This is a genomic window from Paenibacillus sp. yr247 (assembly GCF_900103825.1).
In the GTDB taxonomy this organism is placed as follows: domain Bacteria; phylum Bacillota; class Bacilli; order Paenibacillales; family NBRC-103111; genus Paenibacillus_E.
In genome coordinates, this window is the sequence record NZ_FNIF01000018.1 from 72,246 (window position 1) to 98,502 (window position 26,257).

The 26,257-nt window shown below is 46.2% G+C and carries 26 protein-coding genes, 2 tRNA genes, 1 rRNA gene and 2 riboswitches; of the genes, 4 read left to right on the forward strand and 25 right to left on the reverse strand.

Annotated elements, in window-relative coordinates; translation table 11 throughout:
- Positions 1–29: 29 nt before the first annotated feature.
- From BLT91_RS22355 to BLT91_RS22400, 10 genes are all read right to left on the reverse strand, one after another.
- Positions 30–638, reverse strand: coding sequence for a TIGR01440 family protein (locus tag BLT91_RS22355; protein ID WP_368086843.1), 609 nt, complete (start codon positions 636–638; stop codon positions 30–32).
- 12 nt (positions 639–650) lie between these two features.
- A complete protein-coding gene (gene rpiB, locus BLT91_RS22360; protein WP_090825072.1) occupies positions 651–1,109 on the reverse strand; it encodes a ribose 5-phosphate isomerase B in 459 nt (152 codons plus the stop codon).
- Between the two features lie 103 nt (positions 1,110–1,212).
- Positions 1,213–1,293, reverse strand: a riboswitch (ZMP/ZTP riboswitch).
- Between the two features lie 76 nt (positions 1,294–1,369).
- Positions 1,370–1,963, reverse strand: a complete 594-nt coding sequence (locus tag BLT91_RS22365) for a low molecular weight protein arginine phosphatase (RefSeq protein ID WP_090825074.1) — start codon at positions 1,961–1,963, stop codon at positions 1,370–1,372.
- 126 nt (positions 1,964–2,089) lie between these two features.
- Positions 2,090–2,650 (reverse strand): manganese efflux pump MntP, encoded by a 561-nt coding sequence (locus BLT91_RS22370; RefSeq protein WP_090825076.1) that lies wholly within the window; start codon positions 2,648–2,650, stop codon positions 2,090–2,092.
- A 64-nt stretch (positions 2,651–2,714) separates the two neighbouring features.
- The gene (locus BLT91_RS22375) at positions 2,715–3,782 is read right to left on the reverse strand and encodes an L-threonylcarbamoyladenylate synthase (protein ID WP_302847535.1); all 1,068 of its coding nucleotides are present in this window, start codon (positions 3,780–3,782) and stop codon (positions 2,715–2,717) included.
- Positions 3,783–3,815: 33 nt separating this feature from the next.
- Positions 3,816–4,562, reverse strand: a complete 747-nt coding sequence (gene spoIIR / locus BLT91_RS22380) for a stage II sporulation protein R (RefSeq protein WP_090825078.1) — start codon at positions 4,560–4,562, stop codon at positions 3,816–3,818.
- A gap of 127 nt (positions 4,563–4,689) precedes the next feature.
- On the reverse strand, positions 4,690–5,577 hold the full coding sequence (prmC, locus tag BLT91_RS22385) for a peptide chain release factor N(5)-glutamine methyltransferase (protein WP_090825080.1): 888 nt from the start codon (positions 5,575–5,577) through the stop codon (positions 4,690–4,692).
- Complete coding sequence (gene prfA / locus BLT91_RS22390) at positions 5,577–6,653, reverse strand: peptide chain release factor 1 (RefSeq protein WP_090825083.1); 1,077 nt, start codon at positions 6,651–6,653, stop codon at positions 5,577–5,579. The genes prmC and prfA overlap by 1 nt, the downstream gene beginning before the upstream one ends.
- 32 nt (positions 6,654–6,685) lie before the next feature.
- The gene (ychF, locus tag BLT91_RS22395) at positions 6,686–7,786 is read right to left on the reverse strand and encodes a redox-regulated ATPase YchF (RefSeq protein ID WP_090825085.1); all 1,101 of its coding nucleotides are present in this window, start codon (positions 7,784–7,786) and stop codon (positions 6,686–6,688) included.
- Between the two features lie 78 nt (positions 7,787–7,864).
- Positions 7,865–8,611 carry a PilZ domain-containing protein gene (locus BLT91_RS22400; protein ID WP_175532469.1) on the reverse strand — a complete coding sequence of 249 codons (747 nt, stop codon included), beginning with the start codon at positions 8,609–8,611 and terminating at the stop codon, positions 7,865–7,867.
- Between the two features lie 71 nt (positions 8,612–8,682).
- Positions 8,683–8,770, reverse strand: a riboswitch (cyclic di-GMP riboswitch).
- 280 nt (positions 8,771–9,050) lie between these two features.
- Between BLT91_RS22400 and tadA the strand changes: the two genes are divergently transcribed.
- Complete coding sequence (gene tadA / locus BLT91_RS22405; protein ID WP_090825131.1) at positions 9,051–9,488, forward strand: tRNA adenosine(34) deaminase TadA; 438 nt, start codon at positions 9,051–9,053, stop codon at positions 9,486–9,488.
- A gap of 43 nt (positions 9,489–9,531) precedes the next feature.
- A tRNA-Arg gene (locus BLT91_RS22410) sits at positions 9,532–9,605 on the forward strand.
- Positions 9,606–9,678: 73 nt separating this feature from the next.
- Here BLT91_RS22410 and BLT91_RS22415 read toward each other — a convergent pair.
- From BLT91_RS22415 to BLT91_RS22430, 4 genes are all read right to left on the reverse strand, one after another.
- On the reverse strand, positions 9,679–12,024 hold the full coding sequence (locus BLT91_RS22415; protein ID WP_090825089.1) for a helix-turn-helix domain-containing protein: 2,346 nt from the start codon (positions 12,022–12,024) through the stop codon (positions 9,679–9,681).
- A 79-nt stretch (positions 12,025–12,103) separates the two neighbouring features.
- Positions 12,104–13,630 (reverse strand): extracellular solute-binding protein, encoded by a 1,527-nt coding sequence (locus BLT91_RS22420; protein WP_254777073.1) that lies wholly within the window; start codon positions 13,628–13,630, stop codon positions 12,104–12,106.
- Between the two features lie 35 nt (positions 13,631–13,665).
- The gene (locus BLT91_RS22425; RefSeq protein WP_090825091.1) at positions 13,666–14,553 is read right to left on the reverse strand and encodes a carbohydrate ABC transporter permease; all 888 of its coding nucleotides are present in this window, start codon (positions 14,551–14,553) and stop codon (positions 13,666–13,668) included.
- 22 nt (positions 14,554–14,575) lie between these two features.
- The gene (locus tag BLT91_RS22430; RefSeq protein ID WP_090825093.1) at positions 14,576–15,586 is read right to left on the reverse strand and encodes an ABC transporter permease; all 1,011 of its coding nucleotides are present in this window, start codon (positions 15,584–15,586) and stop codon (positions 14,576–14,578) included.
- 187 nt (positions 15,587–15,773) lie between these two features.
- Here BLT91_RS22430 and BLT91_RS22435 point away from each other — a divergent pair, with 187 nt between their 5' ends.
- Positions 15,774–16,982 (forward strand): MFS transporter, encoded by a 1,209-nt coding sequence (locus tag BLT91_RS22435; protein WP_090825095.1) that lies wholly within the window; start codon positions 15,774–15,776, stop codon positions 16,980–16,982.
- A gap of 106 nt (positions 16,983–17,088) precedes the next feature.
- Entirely contained in the window at positions 17,089–17,310 is a 222-nt protein-coding gene (locus BLT91_RS22440; protein WP_090825097.1) for a hypothetical protein, read from the forward strand.
- A 270-nt stretch (positions 17,311–17,580) separates the two neighbouring features.
- On the opposite strand, the gene BLT91_RS22445 is transcribed toward BLT91_RS22440, so the two are convergent.
- The 11 genes from BLT91_RS22445 to rrf all read right to left on the reverse strand — a co-directional run bounded on the left by BLT91_RS22445 (position 17,581) and on the right by rrf (position 26,068).
- Positions 17,581–17,751, reverse strand: coding sequence for a small acid-soluble spore protein P (locus BLT91_RS22445; protein ID WP_090825099.1), 171 nt, complete (start codon positions 17,749–17,751; stop codon positions 17,581–17,583).
- Positions 17,752–17,753: 2 nt separating this feature from the next.
- Positions 17,754–17,915: a hypothetical protein gene (locus BLT91_RS31865; RefSeq protein ID WP_175532470.1), complete on the reverse strand. Its 162-nt coding sequence runs from the start codon at positions 17,913–17,915 to the stop codon at positions 17,754–17,756.
- 21 nt (positions 17,916–17,936) lie between these two features.
- On the reverse strand, positions 17,937–18,299 hold the full coding sequence (locus BLT91_RS22450; protein WP_368086844.1) for a hypothetical protein: 363 nt from the start codon (positions 18,297–18,299) through the stop codon (positions 17,937–17,939).
- 100 nt (positions 18,300–18,399) lie between these two features.
- Positions 18,400–18,484, reverse strand: a tRNA-Ser gene (locus BLT91_RS22455).
- Positions 18,485–18,567: 83 nt separating this feature from the next.
- On the reverse strand, positions 18,568–19,848 hold the full coding sequence (gene serS, locus BLT91_RS22460; protein ID WP_090825104.1) for a serine--tRNA ligase: 1,281 nt from the start codon (positions 19,846–19,848) through the stop codon (positions 18,568–18,570).
- A 92-nt stretch (positions 19,849–19,940) separates the two neighbouring features.
- The gene (gene pdxT, locus BLT91_RS22465; RefSeq protein WP_090825107.1) at positions 19,941–20,519 is read right to left on the reverse strand and encodes a pyridoxal 5'-phosphate synthase glutaminase subunit PdxT; all 579 of its coding nucleotides are present in this window, start codon (positions 20,517–20,519) and stop codon (positions 19,941–19,943) included.
- Positions 20,519–21,400 (reverse strand): pyridoxal 5'-phosphate synthase lyase subunit PdxS, encoded by an 882-nt coding sequence (gene pdxS, locus BLT91_RS22470; protein ID WP_090825109.1) that lies wholly within the window; start codon positions 21,398–21,400, stop codon positions 20,519–20,521. The genes pdxT and pdxS overlap by 1 nt, the downstream gene beginning before the upstream one ends.
- 154 nt (positions 21,401–21,554) lie before the next feature.
- The gene (locus BLT91_RS22475; RefSeq protein ID WP_254777074.1) at positions 21,555–22,907 is read right to left on the reverse strand and encodes a D-alanyl-D-alanine carboxypeptidase family protein; all 1,353 of its coding nucleotides are present in this window, start codon (positions 22,905–22,907) and stop codon (positions 21,555–21,557) included.
- Positions 22,908–23,024: 117 nt separating this feature from the next.
- Positions 23,025–24,482 (reverse strand): IMP dehydrogenase, encoded by a 1,458-nt coding sequence (gene guaB, locus BLT91_RS22480; RefSeq protein ID WP_090825111.1) that lies wholly within the window; start codon positions 24,480–24,482, stop codon positions 23,025–23,027.
- 162 nt (positions 24,483–24,644) lie between these two features.
- Positions 24,645–25,847 (reverse strand): putative glycoside hydrolase, encoded by a 1,203-nt coding sequence (locus BLT91_RS22485; protein ID WP_254777075.1) that lies wholly within the window; start codon positions 25,845–25,847, stop codon positions 24,645–24,647.
- 104 nt (positions 25,848–25,951) lie between these two features.
- Positions 25,952–26,068 (reverse strand): 5S ribosomal RNA (gene rrf, locus BLT91_RS22490).
- Positions 26,069–26,257 lie beyond the last annotated feature (189 nt).

Below are 26,257 nucleotides of genomic sequence, written 5' to 3' on the forward strand. Positions count from 1 at the left end.
CTGTTAAGTCTTCATTCAATGAGTAATAGCTAACAATCCGCATCAGGAGCGGCTGTTCGATAGAGCTGATCAGCGATATCCTGTGAATATACAGCCCTTATACCGCCGACCAGCTTAGGCCGGGTAAAAGCCATCGTTACATAGGCATGCCCAATGTTTCGCACTGGCGGCCTTGCAGGCACAGCTACTCGACGCAGATGCATCCCGATGAGCGTACTGCCGATATCAATTCCGGCATGTGCCTGAATGGTTTCGACAACGACCGGCTTCGCGAAGTGACGATACGCGTAAGTGGCCATCGAGCCTCCAGCCTTTGGAACCGGAATAACAGATACGGGCTCGAGCTGAGGCGCTTGCAATAGCAGTTCTTCCTCAATGACGATCGCGCGGTTCAAATGCTCACAGCATTGAAAGGCTAAGTGCAGCCCGAACTCGCGGCAAATACGCTGCGCTGTTTCAAAAATCGGCTTCGCCGCATCCAGCGTACCCGATGTACCGATCTGTTGCCCGAGAATTTCACTCGTACTCGTTCCGATGACCAGAATGTGACCTGGCCGCAAACTGCCCACTTTGACCAACTCTCGAAGATTCGTTTCCAAAGCTTCCGCAATATTGTTAAGTATGGAATCTGTCATCATTGTCCCCCGTTCCTAGGGATGAATCGTGAAGCGATCTTCGATGCTTTGCACTTTATTAATTCGGTTCTTGTGCCGGACCCCTTCGGAAAACTCGGTTTCGAGCCAGATTTTTACGATTTCCTCAGCTACGCCCGGTCCAATAACACGTTCTCCCAACGCAAGCACATTCGTATCGTTGTGCTCGCGCGTCGCTTTTGCTGAAAATAGGTCATGTACGAGTGCACAGCGGATGCCAGGAACCTTATTCGCGGCAATCGACATCCCAATACCTGTTCCGCAAATCAGAATGCCTTTGTCAGCTTCGCCTGCTATCACTTGCTCACAAACTTGAAGCGCATAGTCGGGATAATCGACCGAATCTGCACAGCTGCAGCCATAATCTATGACTTGATGACCTAATGACTCAATAAAAGGAATGATAACATCTTTCAAACGATAGCCTGCATGATCCGCACCTAAGGCAATTTTCATGAGTAGAACGCTCCTTTGTTTGTTCGAGTTCGACCATCCTATTATATCCCAAAGTTCACCAGAAAACGAAAAAAAGAGCGGACACGCTAGAATAAGCGCGTTGCTCTTTTGCCCAGGCGACCGGCCGTATAGCTCAATGCTCCATTGTGGTTGCTCCCACTCGTCGCCAGTTACATTGAGTCTTGATTGATATCTTTATTTTATCGCATTCCGCCCGAGGTGTAAAGTTATATCCGCAATTCAGATATCCATACTGCGTGTTATTCGCTGCCTTCTTTTTTTAAACGTATTTTCTTTACCAATTTATCTAAACTCCCGCTGATTTCCTCAGCTGTTTGTCGGTAAACCTCTAAGGAACCTCCATACGGGTCAGATATGTCATAGTCGGGAATCACATGTTCAAGTTTATAAATGCGGCTTCGTTCTTCTATCGTTACTGTTTGCGAAAGAGCTTGTTTGAGTTCAAGCTCGGTAATGAGCTGCTCCCTTTCCTCAATCGCCTGTAAAATATGAGCATCATCCTCGACATATTCTTTGAGCGTAAAAATCTTCTCCATCGCATCAGGAAACCTCTGGATGACTGCACGTTTATGACCCATCGTCATTGTCAAAATGAGATCAGCCCACTTCACTTCTGACTCCTGGATTGTTAAGGATTGAATGAGCTCCTTGAAGCCCGCTTCTCGCAGAAGCGATGCACTGTTTCGGGAAATAGGACCGCCGGTCACCGCGGATACCCCTGCTGATCGAACCTCCGCCGCAAGTCCTTCTTGGTGCACCCTGATACGCAGCAAACCTTCTGCTAATGGACTGCGGCACGTATTTCCTGTACAGACAAATAGAATTCGCAACATGAAATCCTCCTAAGAGTTTTCTCTAGAAAACTTTCTTCGTAAGCATTGGCTGAGTTTTCTTTAGAAAACTTTCTTCGTAAGCATAGGCTAAGTTTTCGTCAGAAAACTTCCTATACTCCTATTATATCATAGCAAAAACTTGATCCCAAACCCGAGCAAAATAAGCCCGCCGAACGCTTCGCCATACTCCCCTACCCAGCCGTTAACATGCCTACCAACCAGCAAACCAGCTATGGAAAGCAAGCCGCCAAACAGACCGAAAATAAGCACGGTCAATACTATATCCGTAGCAAACATACCGAGGGATACACCCACAGAGAACGAATCTATACTGACACCAAGCGCGAAGATCGTGAGACCCCATAGCGACCTATGATCAAAAGAAATCGCTACTTCCCCCCGAATCGAACTATACACCATATGCGAACCCAAGAGAATGAGCAAACACCCCCCTGCTGCAGTCGCGACGTTACCAAGAAGCAATGAGACGTATTGCCCCATAAACATACCCATTAGAGGCATGATAATGTGAAAAATACCAATTATTATGCTAGTTTTCAAAATATCCAACAAACGAATACCCTTCATCCCTATGCCAATTCCTAAGGAAAAAGCATCCAGACCAAGAGCAATCGCCATAATAATTATCGTTATCAGCTGCCCTAATTCCACCCCAGATAGAAGCATAGCGCTATCCCCCTTGTCCGCGTTTCTCTCCCAAGATATGCGGACAAACAGTGAATCATGCTAGCTAAACACGTACAAGCCGGTGACCGGCCGCTTTACGCAGACGATTCATGATAGCGAGGCCAATCCCAGTCTCGGGACAGCCCTCTGCTGCAATATAATGAATGCCTTCTTGATCAAATTGTCTTAATGCCGCATAAAGCTCCTGGGCAATCGTTTCCGGTTGAGATAACGATCCGCAGGCAATAACCAAATCAGCATCATAGCGAAAAGCTCTCTCCTCAAAAGTAAGGATACCCGTCGATTCCCCTCGCGCCTTGGCTGCATTAATATCACTTTGAATCCACGCAACGACCGCTTCTGTATCGTCACCATGTACAATATGCATAAATCCCTTCGGTGCGTAATGCGCGTACTTCATTCCCGGAGCACGCGGTGTTTCCGAATCTAGTATCTCTTCCCGCTCTGGCTCATGAATTTGAATGCCTGGAAGCGCCGACTGCAGCTGCTCCGCCGTAACTCCGCCAGGACGCAAAATGTAAAGTTGACCATCTACAAGCTGGATCACTGTCGACTCGACACCAACTCCGGTTGCACCACCGTCCACGATCCCGCCAATTCGGCCATCTAAATCTTCTCGGACATGAGAAGCTAGTGTCGGACTAGGTCTGCCGGAGCTATTCGCACTCGGTGCAGCTATGGGAAGCTTCGCTTCACGAAGAAGCTGCAAGGCCACCGGATGATCAGGTATACGCACCCCCACCGTCGTAAGACCAGCTGTCACTAACGACGAAATGCCACCTGTCTTCACAGGCAGCACAAGGGTAAGAGGACCCGGCCAGAAAAACTCCATAAGCTTGCGATGATCCGATGTGACGCTAGCAGGTTCTATTAAGCCTGAGAGCTGTTCGATATCGGCAATGTGGACAATCAGCGGGTTATCGGAAGGCCTGCCTTTCGCCAAGAAAATTCGTTCCACAGCTGCGGTATTCGTAGCGTCTGCTCCAAGACCGTATACCGTCTCTGTTGGAAAAGCTACCGTTTCCCCGCGTCGGAGAAGCATCGCAGCTTCAATTATTGGCTCAAACGTCTCGCACCCCAATCCCTGATCCACTTTCCAGTACTTTGTCACGCTCTATCATCCTTACTTCAAATAAATTCTATTTTAGCTGAACCATGAGGCTATTTTCTTAATCATTTCCCAAATGAAGAACTTCACTTGGGGCTGAGTATCAGCAGGTTGAGCCGTTTCTTTCAACTGTGCATCTTTACCCGCAGCGTTCAATTTGTCCGATTTAACCGTTGGGGCAGCTTTACTGTCTTTAACTGTGGGTGTAGGGGATGTCTTGACCTTCGCATCACCCTCTGTTTTGGCTACGACAGCAGCCGATGCTACCGCTTCACCAGATAAGGAATCCACGAAACATAGTGGCGGAAATAAGACGCACCACCAATTTTGGCCTTCACCAGTTCCAATCGTAACGCGCAGCGCTTCGTAATCTCCCGCTGGGTATACTTCGTTTCCATACATTTTCGTTGGAAAAGGGACTTTACCGAGTTCCACCGCGTGTGAATAGCTGTAACCACGTGCTTCAATCATCTGTCCAACAAGCAAATCGAATTCGGGTAAATGAGCAATCACCACGGCTCTTGCTTCTTCTAGCGATTGCGGACCAACGACCCAGTTCTGCATACGAGCAATAATCGCATCACGAATCTCGCGTTTCAACGCTTGATCCTGCGGCGAATCGGAGTTTGCTAGAATACGTAAGCGAATAGATTCTTCCGGTATAGTAGGCGAAATAACCGCCGCATTCGTACGATTCGATTCCCAACAAGTTATCATAACAATAAGTGCAAAAGCTACCAATAATAAGTGCTTAAACGATTGACGCTGCGGTCTTTTTACCATGAGGAAAAGCCCCTTTCCCTTCGCTTCTACTAACCAGTATGGGCAATAAGAGAAGGAGCTAAACCTATTAATCTATTTAAATTTGGGAAAAATGATAGAGTTGGGCGAGGGGGAGGGGGAGGGCCCTCTACTCACGCACACGGATCGCGATCACGTGGCGATCAATACCCTGGAGATCCGGCACGAACCGGATCTCGTCCCAGTCAGCGGCGGCGCGCAGCATCGCCGCCACAGCCTCCGCCTGCCGAATGCCAACCTCGAACCCGACCACGGTCGGGATTCGCGGCAGCAGCGGCAGCTGTGAGATCATCCGGCGGTACAGGTCGAGTCCCTCGACACCGCCGAACAAAGCTGTGTGCGGCTCATAAAGCCGCACCTCCGGCTGAAGCGCCGGCAGGTCGCCATCAGGGATATACGGTGGGTTCGACACCAGTATATCCGGCGCGATCCGGCGCTCAATGAAGGGCTCGAGAAGGTCGCCCTCGAGCCACTCAATCCGCGCAGCCACTCCGTGGCGCTGCGCGTTCAAGCGAGCCATCTCCAGCGCTGCCGCGGAGATGTCGCTGGCCGCCACGCGCCACGCCGGGCGCGCGTGCGCTACCGTCACCGGGATGGCTCCGCTCCCGGTGCCTACATCCGCAAGCAGCGGCGCACCTTGCGGGAACAGACGTGAGCCCTCGTGGAGCAAAGCTTCCACGAGCAGCTCTGTCTCTGGCCGCGGAATCAACACCGCGGGGCTAACCCCAAATGGAAGGCCGAAGAAATCCTGCTCGCCGATAATATACTGCACCGGCTCACCCGCGGCCTTCCGTTCCACTAGCTGGCGCCATGTCTCCGTCAGCTCCTCAGGCAGCTGTTCCTGCCACCAGCGGAACAACAAATCTGTTCGACTGCAGCTCAGCAGATGCTGAAGCAGCAATTCCGTGCAGGAACCAGCCTCCGCCACGCCTAGCTTCCCTAAAAAAGAAGAAGCCTCAACAAAGGCTTCTCTTACACTCTTAGCAGCAGTCGGCATCACATCGCCTGCTCCCCGTTATCCAAAGCATCGGACTGCGCTGCAATCGTGAGCGCCGAAACGATCTCTTCCATGTCACCATTAAGCACGGTTTCCAATCGATGCAAAGTCAAGCCAATACGGTGATCGGTAATCCGGCTTTGCGGGAAGTTATACGTACGAATCCGCTCGGAACGGTCACCCGTACCAACCTTGCTTTTACGCTCGCCCGCATACTTCGCTTCCTCTTCCTCACGCATTTTATCGGAAATACGTGTACGAAGCACGCGCAGCGCTGACTCTTTATTCGAATTCTGCGATTTCCCATCCTGACAAGTCGCTACGATACCTGTAGGCACGTGCGTCACACGAACAGCGGATTTCGTTGTATTAACAGACTGACCACCCGCTCCACTGGAACAGAACGTATCAACGCGAATATCCGCATCATGGATAACAATCTCTACATCTTCCGCTTCCGGCATAACCACTACCGTCGACGTTGAGGTATGGATACGTCCACCTGATTCCGTTACAGGAATTCGTTGTACACGGTGCGCTCCACTCTCATATTTCAACTTACTATAGGCACCTTTACCCGTGATCATGAAAATAATCTCTTTAAACCCACCCAAATCGTTCACAGAAGCATCGAGAATCTCGGTTCTCCAACCTTGCGCATCCGCGTAACGAGTATACATACGGTATAAGTCACCTGCGAACAACGCTGCTTCATCACCGCCAGCAGCTCCGCGAATTTCGACGATTACGTTCTTATCATCATTAGGGTCTTTAGGCATCATGAGCATTCTAAGTTGTTCTTCCAACTTGGCGGATTGCTCGCTAAGCTCATCGATCTCCATTTTGACCATTTCACGCATTTCATCGTCCAGCTTTTCATTCTGCATCACTTTGGCATCGGCCAGCTGTTCGCTCACACTCTTATATTCGTTATAAGCATCATAAGCTTCTTGAAGATCAGATTGCTCTTTAGAGTATTCTCTAAGTTTCTTCGTATCACTTGTTACATCTGGGTCACACAGCAGTTCGCTTAATTTTTCATAGCGGTCCACAATGGACTGAAGTCGATCCAACATACAGGATCACTCCTTTCTTTATTTTTTATTAATTACACATTAAATCGGAAATGCATGACGTCCCCGTCATTCACTACATACTCTTTACCTTCAAGACGCACTTGACCTTTTTCCTTGGCACCATTCATCGATCCTGCCGCCGTCAGATCTTCATAAGAAACCACTTCTGCACGAATAAAACCACGTTCGAAATCGGTATGAATAACACCAGCCGCTTGAGGAGCTTTCGTTCCCTTGCGAATTGTCCATGCTCTAACTTCCTGCACCCCAGCTGTAAAGTACGTGTACAAGCCGAGTTTTCTATAAGCTGCTTTAATCAATCTATTCAAGCCGGACTCTTGAAGTCCCAACTCTTCGAGGAACATCGCTTTTTCTTCTTCTTCCAGTTCAGCAATTTCCGATTCGACCTTCGCGCTAATCGGCACCACTTCATTGTTTTCCTTCGCCGCGAACTCCTTAACAATTTTCACAAAAGGATTATCCTCGGCCGTAGCTACCTCGTCCTCACTCACGTTAGCCGCATAGAGCACTGGTTTCATCGTCAGCAAGTGAAGATCACGCACGAGAAGTTTCTCATCATCACTTAACTCCAAACTACGCGCTGGCATATCGTTATAAAGGGCTTCCTTGATACGTTCCAGACACTCAACCTCTGCTACAACCTTCTTGTCGCCGCCTTTAAGGTTTTTGCGAGAGCGCTCAATCTTTTTATCAACAGATTCGATATCTGCCAAAATCAACTCGAGATTAATCGTCTCGATATCGCCAACCGGATCAACTTTACCGGATACATGTGTAATATTATCATCCTCAAAACAACGGACTACATGCACAATGGCATCCACTTCACGAATGTGTGCCAGAAATTTATTTCCAAGCCCTTCGCCTTTGCTCGCACCCTTCACCAAACCCGCAATATCTACGAATTCGAAGGCAGTCGGGACAATGCTCTTAGGCACAACGATCTCTACCAGCTTCTGCAATCTCTCGTCTGGTACTTCTACTACCCCAACATTCGGATCGATCGTACAGAACGGATAATTCGCAGATTCTGCCCCCGCCTGTGTAATTGCATTAAACAATGTCGATTTTCCTACGTTCGGTAGACCGACGATACCTGCTTTCAAAGCCATTGTAGTTACAACTCCTTAATTTTCGAAAATCATCCTTCTTATTATATAGCACTTGGAACTCAAAAAAAAGCCTGAAGACTATTGATTCGCCTTAGACCTTTTTTCCAATGCTTTTTTAATTTGGGCATCCCGCTTCTCTACGAAGTAAGTTTCGATCTGATTTTTAAGAATAAATCCTCTTAATGCGTTGGTTTTCTCTTCCGGAACGTTGATATAACTTGCTCCATAATAGAAGCCCGAATTCAATTTTTCTTTCCGTATAATTTCCATAGTACATGGCATCGAAAAGCCCAGGTTCAGTTCAACTTCAAGATGAGAATGCTTTTGAATAATTTTTTCAATCATTTCATTATCAACAATCGTAAACCCTAAGCCGTTGACCGATATATTTTTGATGGAGATACCAATTGGATTATCAAACTGATGTTTATTCCTCTTGTTTAAGTCATGAAGTCCAAACAACAGGCCTTCGTTAGTCACATCCACACGTGGAAACTCCCGTTTTTCGGTGAACTTTCTCCGATTTTCAGGTGGATTAATAATAATAACCGATCCTTGCTCTTTGGCAACCACGGTCGTATCCAAAACAAACAAACCAGATTTCGTATATACCGTCATTTTCACTTTATCGCCGAGCCCAAAAACATCGAATTCCGGCAATTCCACTTCGATAATGTCACCTAGCGCATACGTTAATACGCCTGTGGATACGAAATCATTTTTGCTCAGGACAGCCTTACTGTCGATCATAACATCCGCGTCATAGCCTTCTTTGCTGCCGTAAAACTTCATTCTTTGTTGCCCGCTGCCCAATTTATTCAACACCTTCCGTATACAAAAATAGACTGCTCCGTAGCCCGGAACAGCCTATTACCTCAATCAAAAATGCATCGATATTCGGTAACCAGGCTGTCATAGTTCCGTGGGAACCGTAGACCCTCAGCTTTGCGTCCTTGCCTTTCAGCAAGTTTGCCATTTTCGAACTGCTGCTATCTCATTACACATGTATTATAGTCATTATGGTCTTAAAGACCTACGAATATCTATCATTATACCTATCGCTGTTCGTATTATCAACTAAATCCCTTGCATAGGCGTTCTTTTTGTTGTATGAATGTAGAAAGATTAAATATCCACAACTTTTTAAGTTATCCACAATATTATCCACAGGTTGTTAACAAACGAATATTTGTTCGATTTTTATGCACATGTGGATAAGATTATTTTAGCGAGGTGTCCCCCTGTGGATGAACATATCCCCTGGATGAAAGAAGCCATTCAAGAAGCTCTCAAAGCCGAAGCCATTCGAGAAGTACCCATTGGAGCTGTCGTTGTTCAGCATGGTCAAATTATTGGCCGCGGCTACAATCTCCGTGAAACAACCCTTGACCCCCTCGCTCATGCTGAGATGATTGCCATTAAGCAAGCGAGTGAGCATCTGCAAGCCTGGCGGCTGCTCGATTGCCAGCTTTATGTTACGCTTGAACCTTGCCCCATGTGCGCCGGAGCGATTGTCCAAGCACGGATCCCGCAAGTTATTTACGGCACCACCGATCCCAAAGCTGGTTGCGCGGGAACACTTATGAACTTGCTGCAGGAGGAACGATTCAATCACCGGGTCGATGTCGTAAGCGGCGTTTTGCAGGAAGAATGCGCGACGATGTTGACACAGTTCTTCCGTAAGCTCCGCGGGAAGGAATAGCATTGCATCATGAAAAGCATCGTGATAAAATAAACGATGCCATGCGCCCGTAGCTCAGCAGGATAGAGCAACAGTTTCCTAAACTGTAGGCCGGATGTTCGAATCATCTCGGGCGCGTTTTGATCATCTTTGCCGTAAACGTAAAGAGCCTACCGTTTTATTACGGGTAGGCTTTTTTGTACAATAAGCGCTATTTCATTTTATCCCTATACTGACCCGGTGTCATATCTTCATACTTCTTAAAAAGTCGAATAAAATACGAAGGCTGATATCCGATCTGCTCTGCAATCTGGTTTACCTTCAAATCCGTGCCGATAAGCAGCTTCTTTGCCTTGTCCATACGCAGCGAAATCAAATAATCGATAAAGTTCATGCCATTGATTTGCTTAAACGCTTTACTCAGCGCATAAGTCGTTGTATTGAATGCGTCCGCACATTCCTCCAAGGAAATATCGCTGCTCATAAACCGCTCCTGTATCCGATCCGTTACGCGTTCAACCAGTCGCTTCATATGGATGTCTTGATATTCATTAAGCCCCTCGATATAAGGCGAAATCACCTTCTGCTGAAAAAACCGCACCATCTGTTCCGGCTCCCGAAGCTGATTCAACTGCTCATACAGGTTGTACCCTTCAAAAAAGTGATGCGGATTAAAACCTGATTCCAACATCGTATGAAGCATACTGCCAAGTACCTGCATCGCTCCCTCCTGCAGAAGCTTTTCTTTGCTCGACTGGCGAACCAGTTCCTGAATAAAGCATTCGATCAGGTTCAGCGACTGCTCGCTTTGTCCCATGCGAATCGCCTGCATGAGCTCTTTCTCCAAAGAAAACGGATAATGCACAACATCATTAGCGTTTGGAAGCATTTCCTCCAAATCAAGCACCTGATGATCTACCTTTAGATCCCGATAGCGGATCGCGCTGCGTAAAAACAACAATAGCTGCGGCAGGTCATGAACTTGAGAAGTCAATCGCCCCATGCAAACGGCTGTCTGTATCTTAAGCAGTGAACTAATGGTATGACCCAAATCATCGGCAAGCAAATACATCTCATCTTTGGCCTGCTGCTTCGTTCTATCCATCGGATAGGAGAGAAGAATACCAACTGTCATATCCTGAAAGTTGATAATCTCAGCAGGTTGACTTCGCGTCTTAACGATTTCTTGAGCAATATTAGCTGCTGCAAACGTAGCCAACTGCTCCTCACTTTCCAAGAATCTGCCATCCTCCTTCGCAAAACCGCTAATCTGTACCAGCAGCAGAACGAACCACTGTGATTCCGTCTGCCAGTCGAAGCCCTCCATCCGACTTCGCAACTCTGATTCGCTTAAGGAGTAGAAATGACCTTGGACAAGCTGTAAAAGGAAGGCAGACCTTAGCGCAGGATATGCCTGATCCAGCTTCAATTCCAGCGCTCTGCTCTCCTGACTTAAATGCTTCCACTCTCTCTCGATATACGCTAGTTCATCCTCTTGGCTCTCTTGCGTAGGCTTGTAATCTTTGATGACATTCACCAAACGTACAATCGGTTGGTAAATTTGCTTTGAAGCGACCCAGGACAACAGCACGGCCAAAAGAAGCCCTATTCCTCCAATACTAAGCATGCTCCTCGACATAAACACCACGGGAGCCGTCAATTGAGATAAGGAGGTCGCGGTTACATATTTCCACAGTGTTCCTGAACGGGAGAATTGACCATATGCGACAGAGTAAGACTGTCCTTTGCGTTCTAGGATATAAGAGCCGGTTTCCTCAGTCCTACCCATTACACTCTCGTGAATAGCCGCTTCTAATTGGGCATGTTCCTCATTGATCGTCCTTTGGGAGATGATAATATGTCCATCCTTTGCCATTAGAAAGGAAGCCCCATTGTTATCTGTGGTCATTTCCTCGACCATTTGCACTAGTTTTTCTCTATCCAAATATAAAATAAGCGCACCGTAAGGCTCTCCCACACTAGGAAGCTTTTGGATCAAAGCCACAGAAGTTGAATCCGTCTTTGCATTAACCTTGGGAAGTGAATCCCACCAAAATACCCCTCGCTTCTGATCCATCAAGGTGTGAAAGGTAGCCCGTTCCTGCTCATTCTTAATAGGAACGATGCCCTCGGTATCCGAAATAAGAATTGGATCCTGCCGATCCAAATAGAGCTGCGCCTGATCGATTAACGGGTAGGCTCCTTTCATTACGCCAAGAAAACGGTATAAATTTTGCGTCGCGTTGTATTCATCGATTAAATTCATGTCCCCAAGTCTTGCGTCCATTCTACTATCCAGCGACCACTGTGTAGCTGCCAATTCCAGTTGAGCTAAATTATCGTTCATGCGGTCCATCGTTTTCTTTAGAAGTGCATCATGATTTCGCATAATTTCCATCTCGATGTGGGCACGTCCCGTAATATAAGAAGTGTATCCGATGATCGCTGTAGGCAAGCTGGTAATGCACAACACCAAGATCAAGCTTCTACGATAAAAATTGCTCCTGCCGGAACGCTGTGTCCACCAATACCAACACTGCCTCCATCGAAACCACATAGCTAATCCCTCTCTAACCAAATACCGAAATCCCCCTCGACAGCTCAAATTTTTAAGCATCGGGGGGGATGGTACTTATTTATTTAGCACTATTCCGTTTCTGATAAGCAGCATTCATTTCTTCCGTGATTTTCACCATATCCGGATCTGCCTTCAGTTTGTTCACGTAGTTATCCCATGCGCTCAAAGTTTCTTTACCCATAATAACCTTGGTCTTCATGTCTTGAATTTTCTTTCTTAGCTCCGTACCTACCTTCTGGTTTGTATCGGAGTTTAGACCAAGAGAAGGATCACCTACACTGATCTTAGCTTTTTCATCAATGATCTTCTTGTTGCGTTCCAGAACGTCATTTGGCATACCTGTTCTGTAGGCACGCAGATATTGATCGTACTTCAAGAAAATCTGACCCAAAGCCTGTTGGGCTACAATATCTTTCTTCGCCTGTTCGGTTGGAGTCTTGAAGCCATCCTTCACTGTATAGTGAACATCCTTCAAGCCAAAGCTAGCCAAATCATAGCCTTCTTGTGTAGCACCGTAATCCATAAATTTCAACAGCTGCTTCACTTTAGCCTCTGGCACAGACTTCGGTATGGCGTACATACCGAAAAATCCACTATCTTTATTCGAGTATCCGTTCAGCGATACCAATGGTATAAAGTCTGCCTTCGGGTTCGTTTTACGCAGTTCTTCTGTAGGTTCCCATGCTGCCTCGGCTGTATCCTGGAAGCCACCGCCTCGGTTCGCCTTTAGCAAGTCTTTGGCCTGTGTATTTTTAAGTACAGCCATATCCTCTGGAATCAACTTCTCTTGGTAGGCACGGTTCATCCAAGTAAGAGCATCCTTCATTTCAGGAAGCAAATTCACATTGACAAGCTTGCCGTCTACGATCTTCCAATCGCCATTTACTTTTGTAAAGCTGTTCTGCAGCTGGCCCATGTAGGACATGCCATTCTGGTCCACGAAGCCGATGTACCCGATCGTATCATTTTTCCCGTTGCCATCCGGATCTTTCTCAACAAAAGCTTTCAATACGGTATATAGCTCGTCCGTTGTTTTCGGAATTTCTAAATGTAAAGTATCGAGCCAATCCTTACGCAGGTAAGGGAAGCCTCCGCCATCCGTAGGACGGGCACGAGGAATACCATAGTTTTTGCCGTCAGCCTGTTTCGTATTTTCCCAAGATTCCTTTGGATATTGCATCAAATTCGGATAGTCCTTCAGCATCGGCGTCAATTCCCAGAATGCGCCCTGCGCCACCATGCCGCGTACTTGAGCGCTGAATGGATCGTCCAACAAAATAAGGTCAGGAATGTCGCCTGAAGCCAGTGTCACGTTGATTTTATCGCCATAGTTGTTAGGCGAAACCCAGGTGATTTTCAGCTTCGTGTTCGTTTTCTTTTCAATTTCTTTAACGATTACATTGTCCGGTCCCGGAGGCTCCGGTGTGTAATACATCGTCATGATGCTGATCTCGGTCGGCTTAGCGGATACTGCTTCTCCCGTACTAGTAGCCGTTGAACTGTCCTTGCTTCCACAAGCCGCAAGCAGCGAGGAAACCAGAAGGGTAGAAGCTACTGCGCATATTGCTTTCTTTTTCATAATCATTATTGTACAACCTCCCCAAATTATCATCAAATATACTATTCTTTAACTGAACCAACCATGGCTCCTTTAGCAAAATGCTTCTGAAGGAAAGGATATACCAACAGGATCGGGACGGTTGCAATGACCACTGCAGCCATCTTCAAGGTTTCCGGCGGGATGCGCTGCTCCGACATCATCTCAGCTGCGGCCCCGCCGCCTGCTGCTGTTGAAGCGTCAATCAACATATTTTGCAGCAATACTTGGAGCGGCTGCTTCGTAAAGTCATTAATGTATAAAAGCGCCGTAAAGAAGGTGTTCCAGTAAGCTACAGCGTAAAACAACCCGAAAGCAGCAAGCGAAGGCAATGAAAGCGGCAGAATAATGCGATACCATACGCTGATATCATTACAACCATCGATTCTGGCTGACTCTTCAAGGCTGGCTGGAATGCTGTCAAAAAAGCCCTTCATCAGCAAAACATACCAACCACTTGTTAATACAGGCAAGATAAGCGACCACGTGCTATTAATCAAGTGAAGGTCCCTCACTAACAAATATGGAGGAATAATACCTGGATTAAATAAGGTCGTAAGCAAGATTAGCAGCATGATAAACTTTCGGCCCTGAAGTCTTTTTCGAGAAATTGCATAAGATAGACAAGAAGTAACTAATAAACTGATTGCTGTGCCGACAACGGCTAGAAATACGCTGTTTCCTATGGCATGAAGGAAAGCATCTGTGGACATCAGATATTTGTAAGAAGCCAGACTCCACTTGGACGGAAACAGCTTCAGTTCACTTGATAAATAGCTAGATGGATCACTGAACGAAACGACAAAGACATAGTAAAGCGGAAAGAAAGTGATGATTCCCAGTATGCCGAGCAGAATGGCGTTCACCGCATTAAACACGCGATCGCTTTTAGTTGATATGATTGAAGACATCGAGGACTCCTCCTTCCCTTTCTTAGTAGACGCCGTCTTCGCCAAATTTCTTTGCGAGCTTGTTCGCTCCAATGACCATCAGCAAGCCAACGACCGATTTGAACAAACCGACAGCCGTACTGTAGCTGAATTGACCCTGCTTCACACCTAAACGATACACATAGGTATCAAACACGTCGGCTACCTCGGACACAGCACCATTCATCATCAAGAACACCTGCTCGAAGCCGACATCCATGATATGGCCGATCCGTAAAATTAATAAAATAATAATCACAGAGCGAATGCCTGGCAATGTAATGTGCCACATTTGGCGGAACCTTCCGGCACTATCCATTTTGGCTGCTTCGTATAACTGAGGGTCAATACTCGCCATAGATGCAAGGAAAATGATCGTTCCCCAACCCGCATCCTTCCAAATGGACTGAGCCGTAAGCATGCCCCAAAAAAAGCTTTTATTTGTTAAAAAATCAATTTTCCCATAACCTAGGCTGACCAGCATTTGGTTGATCACCCCATCCCCTGTCGAAAACATCAGGAACGTAATGCCCACGATAATAACCCACGATAAAAAATGAGGCAAATACACAATCGATTGAATGATTTTCTTATAAGCCATGTTTCGCACTTCGTTAAGCATTAAAGACAGCGCAATCGGCAGCGGAAAGAAGAGGACCAAAGACAAGATGTTGATCGCTAACGTATTGCGGAAGAGCATGAAAAAGTCTGGATTGGAAAAAAAGCGATGGAAATGCTCTAGCCCCACCCATGGGCTTCCCGACATACCTTGGTAAGGTGAATAGTTTTGGAATGAAATGATAATTCCCCACATAGGCACATATTTGAAAATAAGGAAGTAGAGCAGGCCCGGAAGTGCAAGAATGTATAAAAATTTATCCCGAGCGATGCCTGACCAGACCTGTTTCAATCGACTCGCGCCCACTGTTTTTCCTCCATTCTCATCGTGATGTTGACTGCTAGTCGGTGCTAGCAGTAAGACTCCATTCAATTTACATGGCACTTCCGTTTCCATCAATCATCCATTTTTGTGAGACGGATATTGAGGCAGGGTAAGGGATCACTTGCCGATTTCCGCACATTATCTTATTTTGCAAGCATCCAGTCATAGCCTTGCTACAATCGATGTTTTATAATAAACGATAGATTTGGTATTCCTCTTGATTTCATTCTAAGTATCAGTCCGAAAGGAGCTCCATGCAATGACAATCATCAAAGCTCCAATCTCTTATCGGATTCCTCTTTTCTGCGCAGTTACCCTGCTCTTCTGGATGTCCATGTATACGAGCGTCCCCATCATGGCACCTTATGTAGAGTTTTTGGGCGGGAACCATCAACTTGCAGGATGGATTGTCGGCATGTATGGCATCTCGCAGATGCTGCTGCGGATTCCCGTTGGTATCATGTCTGACCGTTTTCATAAGAGGAAGCTATTTATTACCTTCGGACTGCTGTTCACAGCTATGGCTGGGTTGGGACTTTGGATAACCCACGATTTCACGTGGATCCTTATTCTCCGAGCACTTGCAGGCGCAGCCGCGGCAACATGGGTTGATTTTACCGTATTATTTACGAGCTACTATAAGCATGAAGATTCAACGAAAGCGATCGGAACGATCTCCTTCTTCAATTCCTTGGGGCAGGTGCTTGGTATTCTCTCTGCAGGATGGGCGGCAGACTCTCTCGGCTGGGAGGCTTCCTTCATTTTAGGTGCCGTGCTTGGCGTAGTAGGATTGTTAGGATCTTTCTTCTTAGTGGAGAAGGTCGAACCCGATGCTCCTAAAATTACTATGCGCGGTATCGGTGAAGTGGCAATGGACCGCACGCTTCTTTTCGTATCCTTGCTAGCTATTTTGTCGCAGGTACTTATATTTGCTACTGTTTTCGGGTTTACCCCCGTCTATGCAATAGAGCTGGGTGCTGATAAATTCTCCTTATCCATGCTCTCGTTATTTGCCAATGTGCCGGTAGCGCTAGCTTCCTTATTTGGTGGGCGGCGATGGGCTGTCAGATATGGGGAGAAGCGAATGGTTGTATGGGGCTTTATTTTAATGGGGTTGTTTACGTTAACGATTCCTTTCACACATCATCTTTGGGTACTTATGATAACGCAGGCCTTTGTCGGCTTTGGTCGCGGACTTTCTTTTACCGTTCTCATGGGGATGAGCATTAAACATATGCCTGCGGATAAGCGGGCGACGGCGATGGGCTTTTTTCAAGCGATATATGGACTCGGTATGTTCATTGGGCCCGTTCTAATGGGCGTGATTGGCGACTGGTTCTCCTTGAATCAAGGATTTATTGTTCTTGGTATACTCAGTATCTTTAGCGCGCTTTTGTCTCAATGGTTTGTTCGAAATAGTTCCTCTACGCAGCAAGTCAAACCAGGCAGTACATCAGCAGCATTGTAAATTGAGGAACGGATCATTTTTGGATTCGTTCTTTTTTCTTTTTCGGAGAACTGGACCGCATACCATCGTTCCATCGGTTTTGTACTCATCTTACTAGGCGGTTACTATGTATTCAAAGAAATCGTCGTTCAATTTACATTATACGTACTGGATTAACAGTTTCGGTCAAACCTTCATTGTCGCTCTGATTTTGATTGGTGGCGGTATTAAATTAGTGTTCTATCACAAAACGAGAGGTGTTCATACGATGCAGCCTTATCCATCTTATCCATACGGTCACGTTCCAGCTCAGGTATACCTTGAAATAGACGAAAAAAAGAACCCCTAAGGGTTCTTTTTTGTCGGTGTTTTTTTGATTTCTTTAAAACATGTTACACGTAAACCTTAGGAAAATCTGCTTATAAAACACGGTAAGTGTCTTTGGCACATCCCCTCCAGCCTGATTATAACAGGTAGAAAAGTCCTCTATGCAACGGTTGTTTCCCTTTCGCATAATGCTCCAACGGAACCACACCTCTCTGCTAACCGACAACAATAGTATGTCCGGCTAAATGAATTTTAAACATTTTGTAAAGATTTTTCCCTGAGGAGAAAATCCTTATTTACCGTGTCCAGTTCCTTCTGCATGTTGGTTATGCCCTGAGTGATTCCGGTTTTTCACTTTCTTAGAGCCTGAAAGAGGCTCTTGATTTCGGTTACGTTGACTATTCCCATCTACTTCGCTCTGAGTTTGAGCTCCGCCTACCGAATATGCTTCTGGTTTCGACATCGTTATACATCCCCTCTATTCTTATCGTGATTAAGTGCATCTTGATGTCTATGATCATTCACTTGCTGCTGTACCTGTTGAGCCTGATGACTATTCACAGGACTAGCTTCAAAATCTTTGGCTACATTCTGCAAATTTTTATCGACTGCTTTTTGTTTCGTCAATGTGAACTCCCCTTCCGCTTCTTAGGCGTGTGTAACTTTCTGCAATGCTTGTGCACATTCATGGATATGGCGAATGTAATCTTCCACCAGGTTTTGCATAAGATCGCTGGTCTCCTCAATGTGTTGAGTGCCTTTCTGCACGTCAGTCAGTTCGACTTTAACCTCTCTAGAGTCCACGTAGGTGACTTTAAAATCGATTGTATAGCCCGTATGCCCCGCCGCCATAATATGAACCCTTAATGCCTGAGGATCAGCCTCATCGGCCCATACACGCGCCTGATCGGTTGGCTGCAGCGTCGTCGGGAGTACCGTCATCCATTCATGCACCAATTCGGCTTGATCAATCGTCAGCTTGTCAGCTTTTCTCATAGGTAACACCTCCACATGTATAAAATGCGGAGGTGTATCGTCTTTTATCCATACAAAAAAAGCCACACGATTCATAAGAATCGCATGACTTTTTGGTTGGGTATTACCATGGTTACGGAGAGGGTGGGATTCGAACCCACGGAGGCTTGCACCTCGGCGGTTTTCAAGACCGCTGCCTTAAACCACTCGACCACCTCTCCACGATAGGTGTCTCCCGGTAAGGAGACAACCTTGTGCAGTGACAAAAAGCATTGTAGCATAAATACTCGGGGAGAATCAAGTGCTATTTTTTGGTGATCACTTTTACGTTGTTCATGTAAGGAACGAGAACATCCGGAACGATGATCGAACCGTCTGCTTGCTGGTAATTTTCGAAAATCGCAGCGACTGTTCGGCCAAGCGCTAAGCCTGAACCATTCAGCGTATGTACGAATTCCGGCTTCGCCTTAGCATCCCTACGGAAGCGAATATTCGCTCTGCGAGCCTGGAAGTCCTCGAAGTTACTGCAGGACGAAATCTCGCGGTAGGCACCGCTGTTCGGCAGCCAGACTTCCAGATCATACGTCTTCGCCGATGTGAAGCCAATATCGCCTGTGCACAGGGAAAGCACTCGGTATGGCAGCCTCAACAGCTGTAGGACGCGCTCAGCGTGCCCTGTAAGCTTCTCTAGCTCGTCGTAGGAGTCTTCGGGCTTAACTAGCTTAACAAGCTCAATTTTGTTGAATTGATGCTGTCTGATTAAGCCACGTGTATCCCTACCCGCAGATCCAGCTTCCGAACGGAAACATGCGCTGAAGGCAACAAAGTTAACAGGAAGCTGCTCGCTCGTAAGTATATCCTCACGGTGATAGTTCGTTACCGGTACTTCCGCTGTCGGAATAAGGAAATAATCCGAATTCTCCATCTTAAACACATCTTCCTCAAACTTAGGAAGCTGTCCTGTTCCGGTTAAGCTTTCGCGGTTAACAATATAAGGAGGCAGCATCTCTTCATAGCCATGCTCATCGCTGTGAAGGTCCATCATGAAGTTAATCAATGCGCGCTCCAGCCTCGCGCCAAGCCCTTTGTAGAAAACGAAACGCGAACCCGTCACCTTCGCCGCTGCTTCGAAATCCAGAATACCCAGCTCTTGTGCAACTTCCCAGTGCGGCTTCACTTCATAATCGAACTGTGGAATTTCACCTACGCGGCGGAGTTCCACATTCTCTTCTTCCGTGCGGCCCACAGGCACGCTCTCATGGGGCATATTCGGGATGGAGAGCAAGATCTGCTGTAAGGACTCGTCTAGTACGCGGATCTCGTCATCCAGCTCTTTAATGCGGTCTCCGACGACCTTCATTTCTTGGATCAGCTCATCCGCATTCTCGCCGGATCTTTTGCGGCCAGCAACTTCTTGGGAAACGGTGTTGCGGCGGTTTTTGAGCTGCTCCGTTTCTTGCAAGAGCTCTCTACGCTTTTGATCTAATTCTGTGAAACCGTTCAGCTCATCTATCTGCTTACCACGGTTTTGCATCGCAGCTTGAACCGCTGCCAAATCACTTCGAAGTAACTTTACATCAAACAACGAGATTCCTCCGTTAGCGCAAAATGGTTAGAATATGGAAGCAAGCACCCTTACCGGAACATCCGGTAATATCAAGGTGCTTGTACCATCAATTATGCTTGCCTTTGCTTTACCATATCTAAGAAATAGCTGTGCAGACGGAAGTCGTCTGTCAGCTCTGGATGGAACGATGCCGCAAGGAGATGTCCTTGCTGCGCAGCGACGATCTGGCCGTCATACGTGGCCAATACATCCACATCAGGTCCCACTTTCTCAATCAGCGGGGCCCGAATAAATACCGCACGAACGTTCTCGTCGATGCCTTTGATCGGCAAGTCCGTCTCAAAGCTTTCGCGCTGACGACCGAACGCGTTGCGAGCCACCGTAATATCCATCAGCTCAAGATGAGCTTCCGGCTGCCCGGTGATCTCTTTCGCGATGACAATCAACCCTGCGCACGTACCGAATATTGGCTTACCCGCGGCGGAAAATTCCTGCAGCGCGTCGATGAAGCCATACGTGCGCATCAGCTTCCCGATAGTTGTACTCTCTCCACCAGGTAAAATAATTCCATCAAGATCAGCTAGCTGCTCGGTACGTTTAACATCAACGCCCTCAGCACCTGCTTTCTCAATTCCACGAATATGCTCTGCTACCGCGCCTTGCAGCGCGAGAACCCCGATCTTCGTCATTACCAGCCGCGCTCCTGCATACGCTCGGAAGCTTGCAGCTTGGAAATTTCGATTCCCTTCATAGGGGTACCTAGGTTTTTGGAGATTTCTGCAATCAATTTATAGTCCGTATAGTGCGTTACAGCTTCAACAATTGCTTTAGCAAACTTTTCAGGGCTATCTGACTTGAAAATACCGGAACCAACGAATACACCATCGGCCCCTAAGTGCATCATCAAAGCCGCATCTGCAGGTGTAGCAACACCGCCAGCCGCAAAGTTAACAACAGGCAGTTTGCCTGTTTCGTGAACATGCAATAGCAGCTCATAAGGTGCGCCAAGATTTTTCGCTTCAAACATCAACTCATCCTTGGACATACCTTGTACTTTACGGATTTGACCCGTAATCATGCGCATATGACGAACAGCTTCAACGATATTACCCGTTCCTGGCTCACCTTTAGTACGAAGCATCGAAGCGCCTTCGCCAATACGACGCAATGCTTCTCCGAGGTCACGAGCGCCACATACGAAAGGAACTGTGAAATCACGTTTGTTGATGTGGAACACTTCGTCCGCAGGTGTTAAAACTTCACTCTCATCGATATAATCAACGCCCAGAGATTCCAGGACTTTTGCTTCAACAAAGTGTCCAATTCTTGCTTTAGCCATAACCGGAATCGAAACAACTCTCATAACATCTTCAACAATGGTTGGATCAGCCATGCGGGATACGCCACCGGCAGCACGAATGTCAGCAGGTACGCGCTCGAGCGCCATAACAGCAGATGCACCAGCTGCTTCTGCGATTTTTGCTTGCTCAGCATTCATGACGTCCATGATGACGCCGCCTTTTTGCATTTCGGCCATACCTGTTTTAACGCGGGATGTTCCTGTTTCCATTCTTTATTTCCTCCTATACCAATTATAGGGACTTTGACGGAGTCAAAGTCTCTCTGCTACAACAATTTCATGCAGTTCCCTACACGATTCGATAGTAAACTTCTAAACACTCATTTTACATGAAGGAGGGGCATTATACAACCCATTTTCTGGTCTAGGAACCGCCTTTAATCCCTTTAAACATATCACTGAAGAAGTTTTTGAAGGAACGGAACAGGAGACGAATCCAACTGCCTTTTTGAACATCATCATTCGCAATAAGATCAATCGTTTTTTCTTGACCATTATAACTTACCTTCACTTTACCGAGCGTATCGCCCTTCGCAATTGGTGCTACGAGCTTACTCTCTTCAAGCGGCTCTGCCGTCATTTTAAAGTCTGTATCCTTCGCGCCTTTTTTAGCAACGAACGTTAGTCCTGTTTTCGTCACAAGAGGCACTTGGGTTTGAACACCTTTCTTAATGTTTACGAATTTCAAAGAATCTATTTCTTGCTTCGCATTGAGGAAAGGTTTAATCTCAAAATTTTGGAATCCATAATCAAAAAGCTTTCGTGTCTCATTAAAACGATCCGGTTCGGTATTCGTACCCATTACCACCGTTATCAAACGCATACCGTTACGCTCTGCTGTTCCAGTGAAGCAATACTTGGCCTCATCGGTATGGCCCGTTTTTAAACCATCTAATCCTTGGTAAGCAAATTTCTTGAAGTTAGGATTGTTCGAGTTGCCCTCAAGCATCCAGTTCCAGTTAATCATGGGTGTCTTATCGGTTGGACGAAGCTTGGTGGATATGATTTTCGTAAAATCTAATATCTCTTTATGATCTTTAATAATATTATAGGCTAAAATAGCAGAATCACGCGCCGTCATCGTCGTTTCGCCTTGAATACCAGCCGGTGCATCAGCCTTCAGGTCTGCTCTGGAAAGACCCGTTGCACTAATGAAATGCGCTTTATCGGACATCCCTAACTGCTTCGCCTTCTCATTCATCATGTTAGCGAAATTTTCTTCCGAGCCTCCGCCAATAAATTCAGCTAGTGCAACAGAAGCATCGTTCGCGGAATAAATCGACATTGCACTAAACATATCTTTTACAGTCAATTTCTCCCCTTCAGCAATGAGCTGTCCGGAACCAATCACGTCTGCGGCTTTCTTAGATGCGATAACTGGGTCTTCCCACTTGATCTTCCCGCTTTTAATATTTTCTAATACGATATACTCCGTCATCATTTTAGCCATACTTGCTGGAGGAAAGGCTTCATCTGCATTTAATTCATAGATAATAGCTCCTGTACTAGCTTCCATAATTACCGCAGATTTAGCTGCCGGTTTTGGCTCATTAAGAGCTACCGTTGGAGCAGGTGTAGCTGCTGGAGCCGTAGTTGCTGCTGGCGTTTTGGTATCGGCGGCATACGTTGGTTGTATATGTAAAAGTAAAGATTGGGCAATTAAACTGACACCTAACACCAAAGCAACCTTTTTCTTTGTAAAACTTAAAAATCTCACAATTCCACTCTCCCTAGCGATATAATGACAGTTTATATTGTAACACACCCTATTAGACAAAAAAAAGAAGACGTAGGTTCAAATCCCACGCCCCCAATTTTAACCACATGGTAACATTTACATCGAGTAGTTGGGTGCTTCTTTCGTAATTTGGATATCATGCGGATGACTTTCCTTTAATCCTGCACCTGTAATCCGTATAAACTGCGTATCGTTAATAAGTTCCTGAATGTTGCGTGCACCACAGTAGCCCATGCCTGAACGAAGACCGCCTACGAGTTGATACACCGTATCAGCCATTGGCCCTTTATAGGCTACACGGCCTTCTATTCCCTCAGGAACAAGCTTGCTCTCATTCTCTTGGAAATAACGGTCCTTGCTGCCTTCCTTCATTGCACCTAATGAACCCATCCCCCGGTAAACCTTGAATTTACGCCCTTGGAAAATCTCGGACTCACCCGGACTCTCTTCCGTTCCAGCAAATAGACTGCCAATCATAACCGCACTGGCCCCAGCTGCGATCGCTTTTACAACATCACCTGAGTACTTGATGCCCCCATCTGCGATGATAGGAGTACCGAACTCTGCTGCTGCTTGGGCACAATCATAGATAGCCGTAATTTGAGGAACACCAATCCCTGCAATAACTCTTGTTGTACAGATAGAACCAGGACCAATACCTACCTTTACCATGGAAGCTCCCGCCTTAATGAGGTCACGTGTACCGTCACCAGTGGCGACATTTCCTGCGATAATAGGCAGCTCCGGATATTTCGCTCTAAGCTTTTTCACGGTTTCTGCGATATTAATGTGATGACCATGTGCAGAATCTACGACAATAACGTCGATACCAGCTTTGACAAGCGCTGCAGCTCTCTCCAAAACGTCTTTAGAAACACCTACAGCTGCGCCTACGAGTAAACGGCCCTGTGCATCCTTCGCAGAGTTAGGGAACTGAATGGCTTTCTCAATGTCTTTAATAGTGATTAAACCTTTTAGCTCAAAATTATCATCTACCAGAGGTAATTTCTCAATTTTATGCTTTTGAAGAATGCCTTCTGCTTGTTGAAGCGTCGTTCCAACCGGAGCCGTAACAAGATCTTCCTTCGTCATAACTTCTTTGATCTTGATCGAGTAGTCATGTACAAAGCGTAAGTCGCGATTCGTTAAAATCCCTACCAACCTATTGGACTCATCTACAATAGGCACACCAGAAATCCTGTATTTCGCCATAAGCTCTTCCGCGTCATAAACATGATGTTCTGGAGTTAGCGAGAATGGATTCGTAATGACCCCGCTCTCTGATCTTTTAACACGGTCTACATGCTCAGCTTGAAGCTCAATTGTCATATTCTTATGGATAATCCCGATACCGCCTTCTCGTGCCATCGCAATAGCAAGCGCCGATTCCGTTACAGTGTCCATAGCGGAGCTAATAAACGGGATATTTAATTTCACCTGAGGCGCGAGTAATGTTGAAACGTCGATCTCCTTACCGAACACTTCAGATTTTCTCGGCACCAACAACACATCATCAAACGTCAAGCCTTCCTTACCAAACTTGTCTTCCCTCACAACACGTATTCCTCCTTAGAGCTATCTATTAAGGTAAGCTTTCGTCATAAGCAGCTGCTTATTCGTTTTGTATATGATTGCAATCTTAACAAAAGCCTATTTTTCGTGTCAAGGAAAAGGACAAGTCCACGGGTTGGCATCTGTCCGAATAAGACGATTTCGTTAACGATACGAGTACGTACTGCTCGAATTCCACAATAAAAATTGTTCCACACCCTGTTCTTGAGCTGCTTTTATCTGCTCTTTAACATCAGCCGTCCCATATGTCTTATGCGGCTTTACCCAAGTAGCTGTAAAATCCTGATACCATGGTCTAATTTCCGCTATATGACTATTTGCCTGCATGAGCTGTTGATTCTTCCCTTTTGCGTCGCTGATGGCCTTGCTAATGATCGCATAGGGTTGTAAATCGGGGTATTTGACCCCATATATACCGCTAGAATAATGAGAAGGATATAACATCGGTGAAATATAATGAACCTGCTTACTGATCATCGACCAATCTTGTCCTATGCCCATATCATTATCCGCGGAGGTCGTTAAACCAAAGACATCTGCTGACAAAAAGGCCCTCTCGCCAATTCGTTCCTTTGCTTTCTTGAGAAAAGCCTCAATCACCTGTGCTTTCGTCAACTTCTTTGGGTTATCGAATTTGACCTCTTCATCAACTTTTTTGCCATTCTCCGGAAACCTCACATAATCAAATTGGATTTCATCAAAACCTAACTCAGCCGTTTCTTTAGCGATTTGAATATTATAGTCCCACACTTCTTCCTTGAAGGGGTCCACCCAAGCCGTTCCTTTGCTATCTTTCCACACGTTACCAGCATAAGTCTTCATGGCAATGCTACTTTTCTTCTGACTTAAATAGGGATCTTTAAAAACAACGATCCGCGCTATTGTATAAATGTTCTTCTCCTTCAACCTTTGCAGCTTGGCTCTCAAATCACGAATAATGACGTTACTATTCGCACCTATCTCATTCACCAAGGGTACCGTTGAGGAATATGTAACTTGTCCCGAATCGTTCTTAACATCGATGACCATCGCATTCAAATCAGTTTGATCCACCAACGCGATCAACTGCTCAAATTTATTGCCTACTGCTGACCAGGCCGATACATAGATACCTTTAACGATCTGCTTGGCAGGCTTTAGTGGAAAGGTGCTATTTTTTACTGAAGACACTTGCTTCACTTCTTGGATAGGAGCAGGCAATGTACTTCCTAAGTTGTTTAATGTTCGGAGTGGATGTAACTCATCCTTGACCGAATCCATCTTCACTGAGCAACCACTAACCACCTGTGTCATCAACAAACAAAGTAGTAAGACACTCAACCATCTCTTGTGTAACGATGTACCCATACCAATCCCTCCTCATAGGGTAGTATGGTTTAATGAGCCAAATTGTACTGATGTAAAAAAAAGAGTCTTTTTGGAATTTCTTCCAAAAAGACTCTTTCAAATGTGCTTGGCAACGTTCTACTCTCCCAGAACCCTGCGGTTCAAGTACCATCGACGCTGGAGGGCTTAACGGTCGTGTTCGAGATGGGAACGCGTGGGTCCCCTCCGCCATCATCACCAAACAGTCAAAGCGTGTTTGCGCCTTGAAAACTAGATACGAAACTTGCGTAAAGTTGGTTTCCTTAGGTTAAATACTTATGCTTCCGAAGCTAGCCTTCCTCCGGAAAGCTTTGAGGTTAAGCCCTCGACCGATTAGTATTCGTCAGCTGCATGCATTGCTGCACTTCCACCTCAAACCTATCAACCTCGTC

What these genes read in the sequence shown, in the direction of transcription:
- BLT91_RS22355 (WP_368086843.1), bottom strand. Translation starts at nt 638, where the DNA reads ATGATGACAGATTCCATACTTAACAATATTGCGGAAGCTTTGGAAACG.
- rpiB (WP_090825072.1), bottom strand. Translation starts at nt 1,109, where the DNA reads ATGAAAATTGCCTTAGGTGCGGATCATGCAGGCTATCGTTTGAAAGAT.
- BLT91_RS22365 (WP_090825074.1), bottom strand. Translation starts at nt 1,963, where the DNA reads ATGTTGCGAATTCTATTTGTCTGTACAGGAAATACGTGCCGCAGTCCA.
- BLT91_RS22370 (WP_090825076.1), bottom strand. Translation starts at nt 2,650, where the DNA reads ATGCTTCTATCTGGGGTGGAATTAGGGCAGCTGATAACGATAATTATT.
- spoIIR (WP_090825078.1), bottom strand. Translation starts at nt 4,562, where the DNA reads ATGGTAAAAAGACCGCAGCGTCAATCGTTTAAGCACTTATTATTGGTA.
- prmC (WP_090825080.1), bottom strand. Translation starts at nt 5,577, where the DNA reads ATGCCGACTGCTGCTAAGAGTGTAAGAGAAGCCTTTGTTGAGGCTTCT.
- prfA (WP_090825083.1), bottom strand. Translation starts at nt 6,653, where the DNA reads ATGTTGGATCGACTTCAGTCCATTGTGGACCGCTATGAAAAATTAAGC.
- ychF (WP_090825085.1), bottom strand. Translation starts at nt 7,786, where the DNA reads ATGGCTTTGAAAGCAGGTATCGTCGGTCTACCGAACGTAGGAAAATCG.
- tadA (WP_090825131.1), top strand. Translation starts at nt 9,051, where the DNA reads ATGAAAGAAGCCATTCAAGAAGCTCTCAAAGCCGAAGCCATTCGAGAA.
- BLT91_RS22415 (WP_090825089.1), bottom strand. Translation starts at nt 12,024, where the DNA reads ATGTGGTTTCGATGGAGGCAGTGTTGGTATTGGTGGACACAGCGTTCC.
- BLT91_RS22420 (WP_254777073.1), bottom strand. Translation starts at nt 13,630, where the DNA reads ATGATTATGAAAAAGAAAGCAATATGCGCAGTAGCTTCTACCCTTCTG.
- BLT91_RS22425 (WP_090825091.1), bottom strand. Translation starts at nt 14,553, where the DNA reads ATGTCTTCAATCATATCAACTAAAAGCGATCGCGTGTTTAATGCGGTG.
- BLT91_RS22430 (WP_090825093.1), bottom strand. Translation starts at nt 15,586, where the DNA reads ATGGAAACGGAAGTGCCATGTAAATTGAATGGAGTCTTACTGCTAGCA.
- BLT91_RS22435 (WP_090825095.1), top strand. Translation starts at nt 15,774, where the DNA reads ATGACAATCATCAAAGCTCCAATCTCTTATCGGATTCCTCTTTTCTGC.
- BLT91_RS22440 (WP_090825097.1), top strand. Translation starts at nt 17,089, where the DNA reads ATGTATTCAAAGAAATCGTCGTTCAATTTACATTATACGTACTGGATT.
- BLT91_RS22445 (WP_090825099.1), bottom strand. Translation starts at nt 17,751, where the DNA reads ATGTCGAAACCAGAAGCATATTCGGTAGGCGGAGCTCAAACTCAGAGC.
- pdxT (WP_090825107.1), bottom strand. Translation starts at nt 20,519, where the DNA reads ATGACGAAGATCGGGGTTCTCGCGCTGCAAGGCGCGGTAGCAGAGCAT.
- pdxS (WP_090825109.1), bottom strand. Translation starts at nt 21,400, where the DNA reads ATGGAAACAGGAACATCCCGCGTTAAAACAGGTATGGCCGAAATGCAA.
- BLT91_RS22485 (WP_254777075.1), bottom strand. Translation starts at nt 25,847, where the DNA reads ATGGGTACATCGTTACACAAGAGATGGTTGAGTGTCTTACTACTTTGT.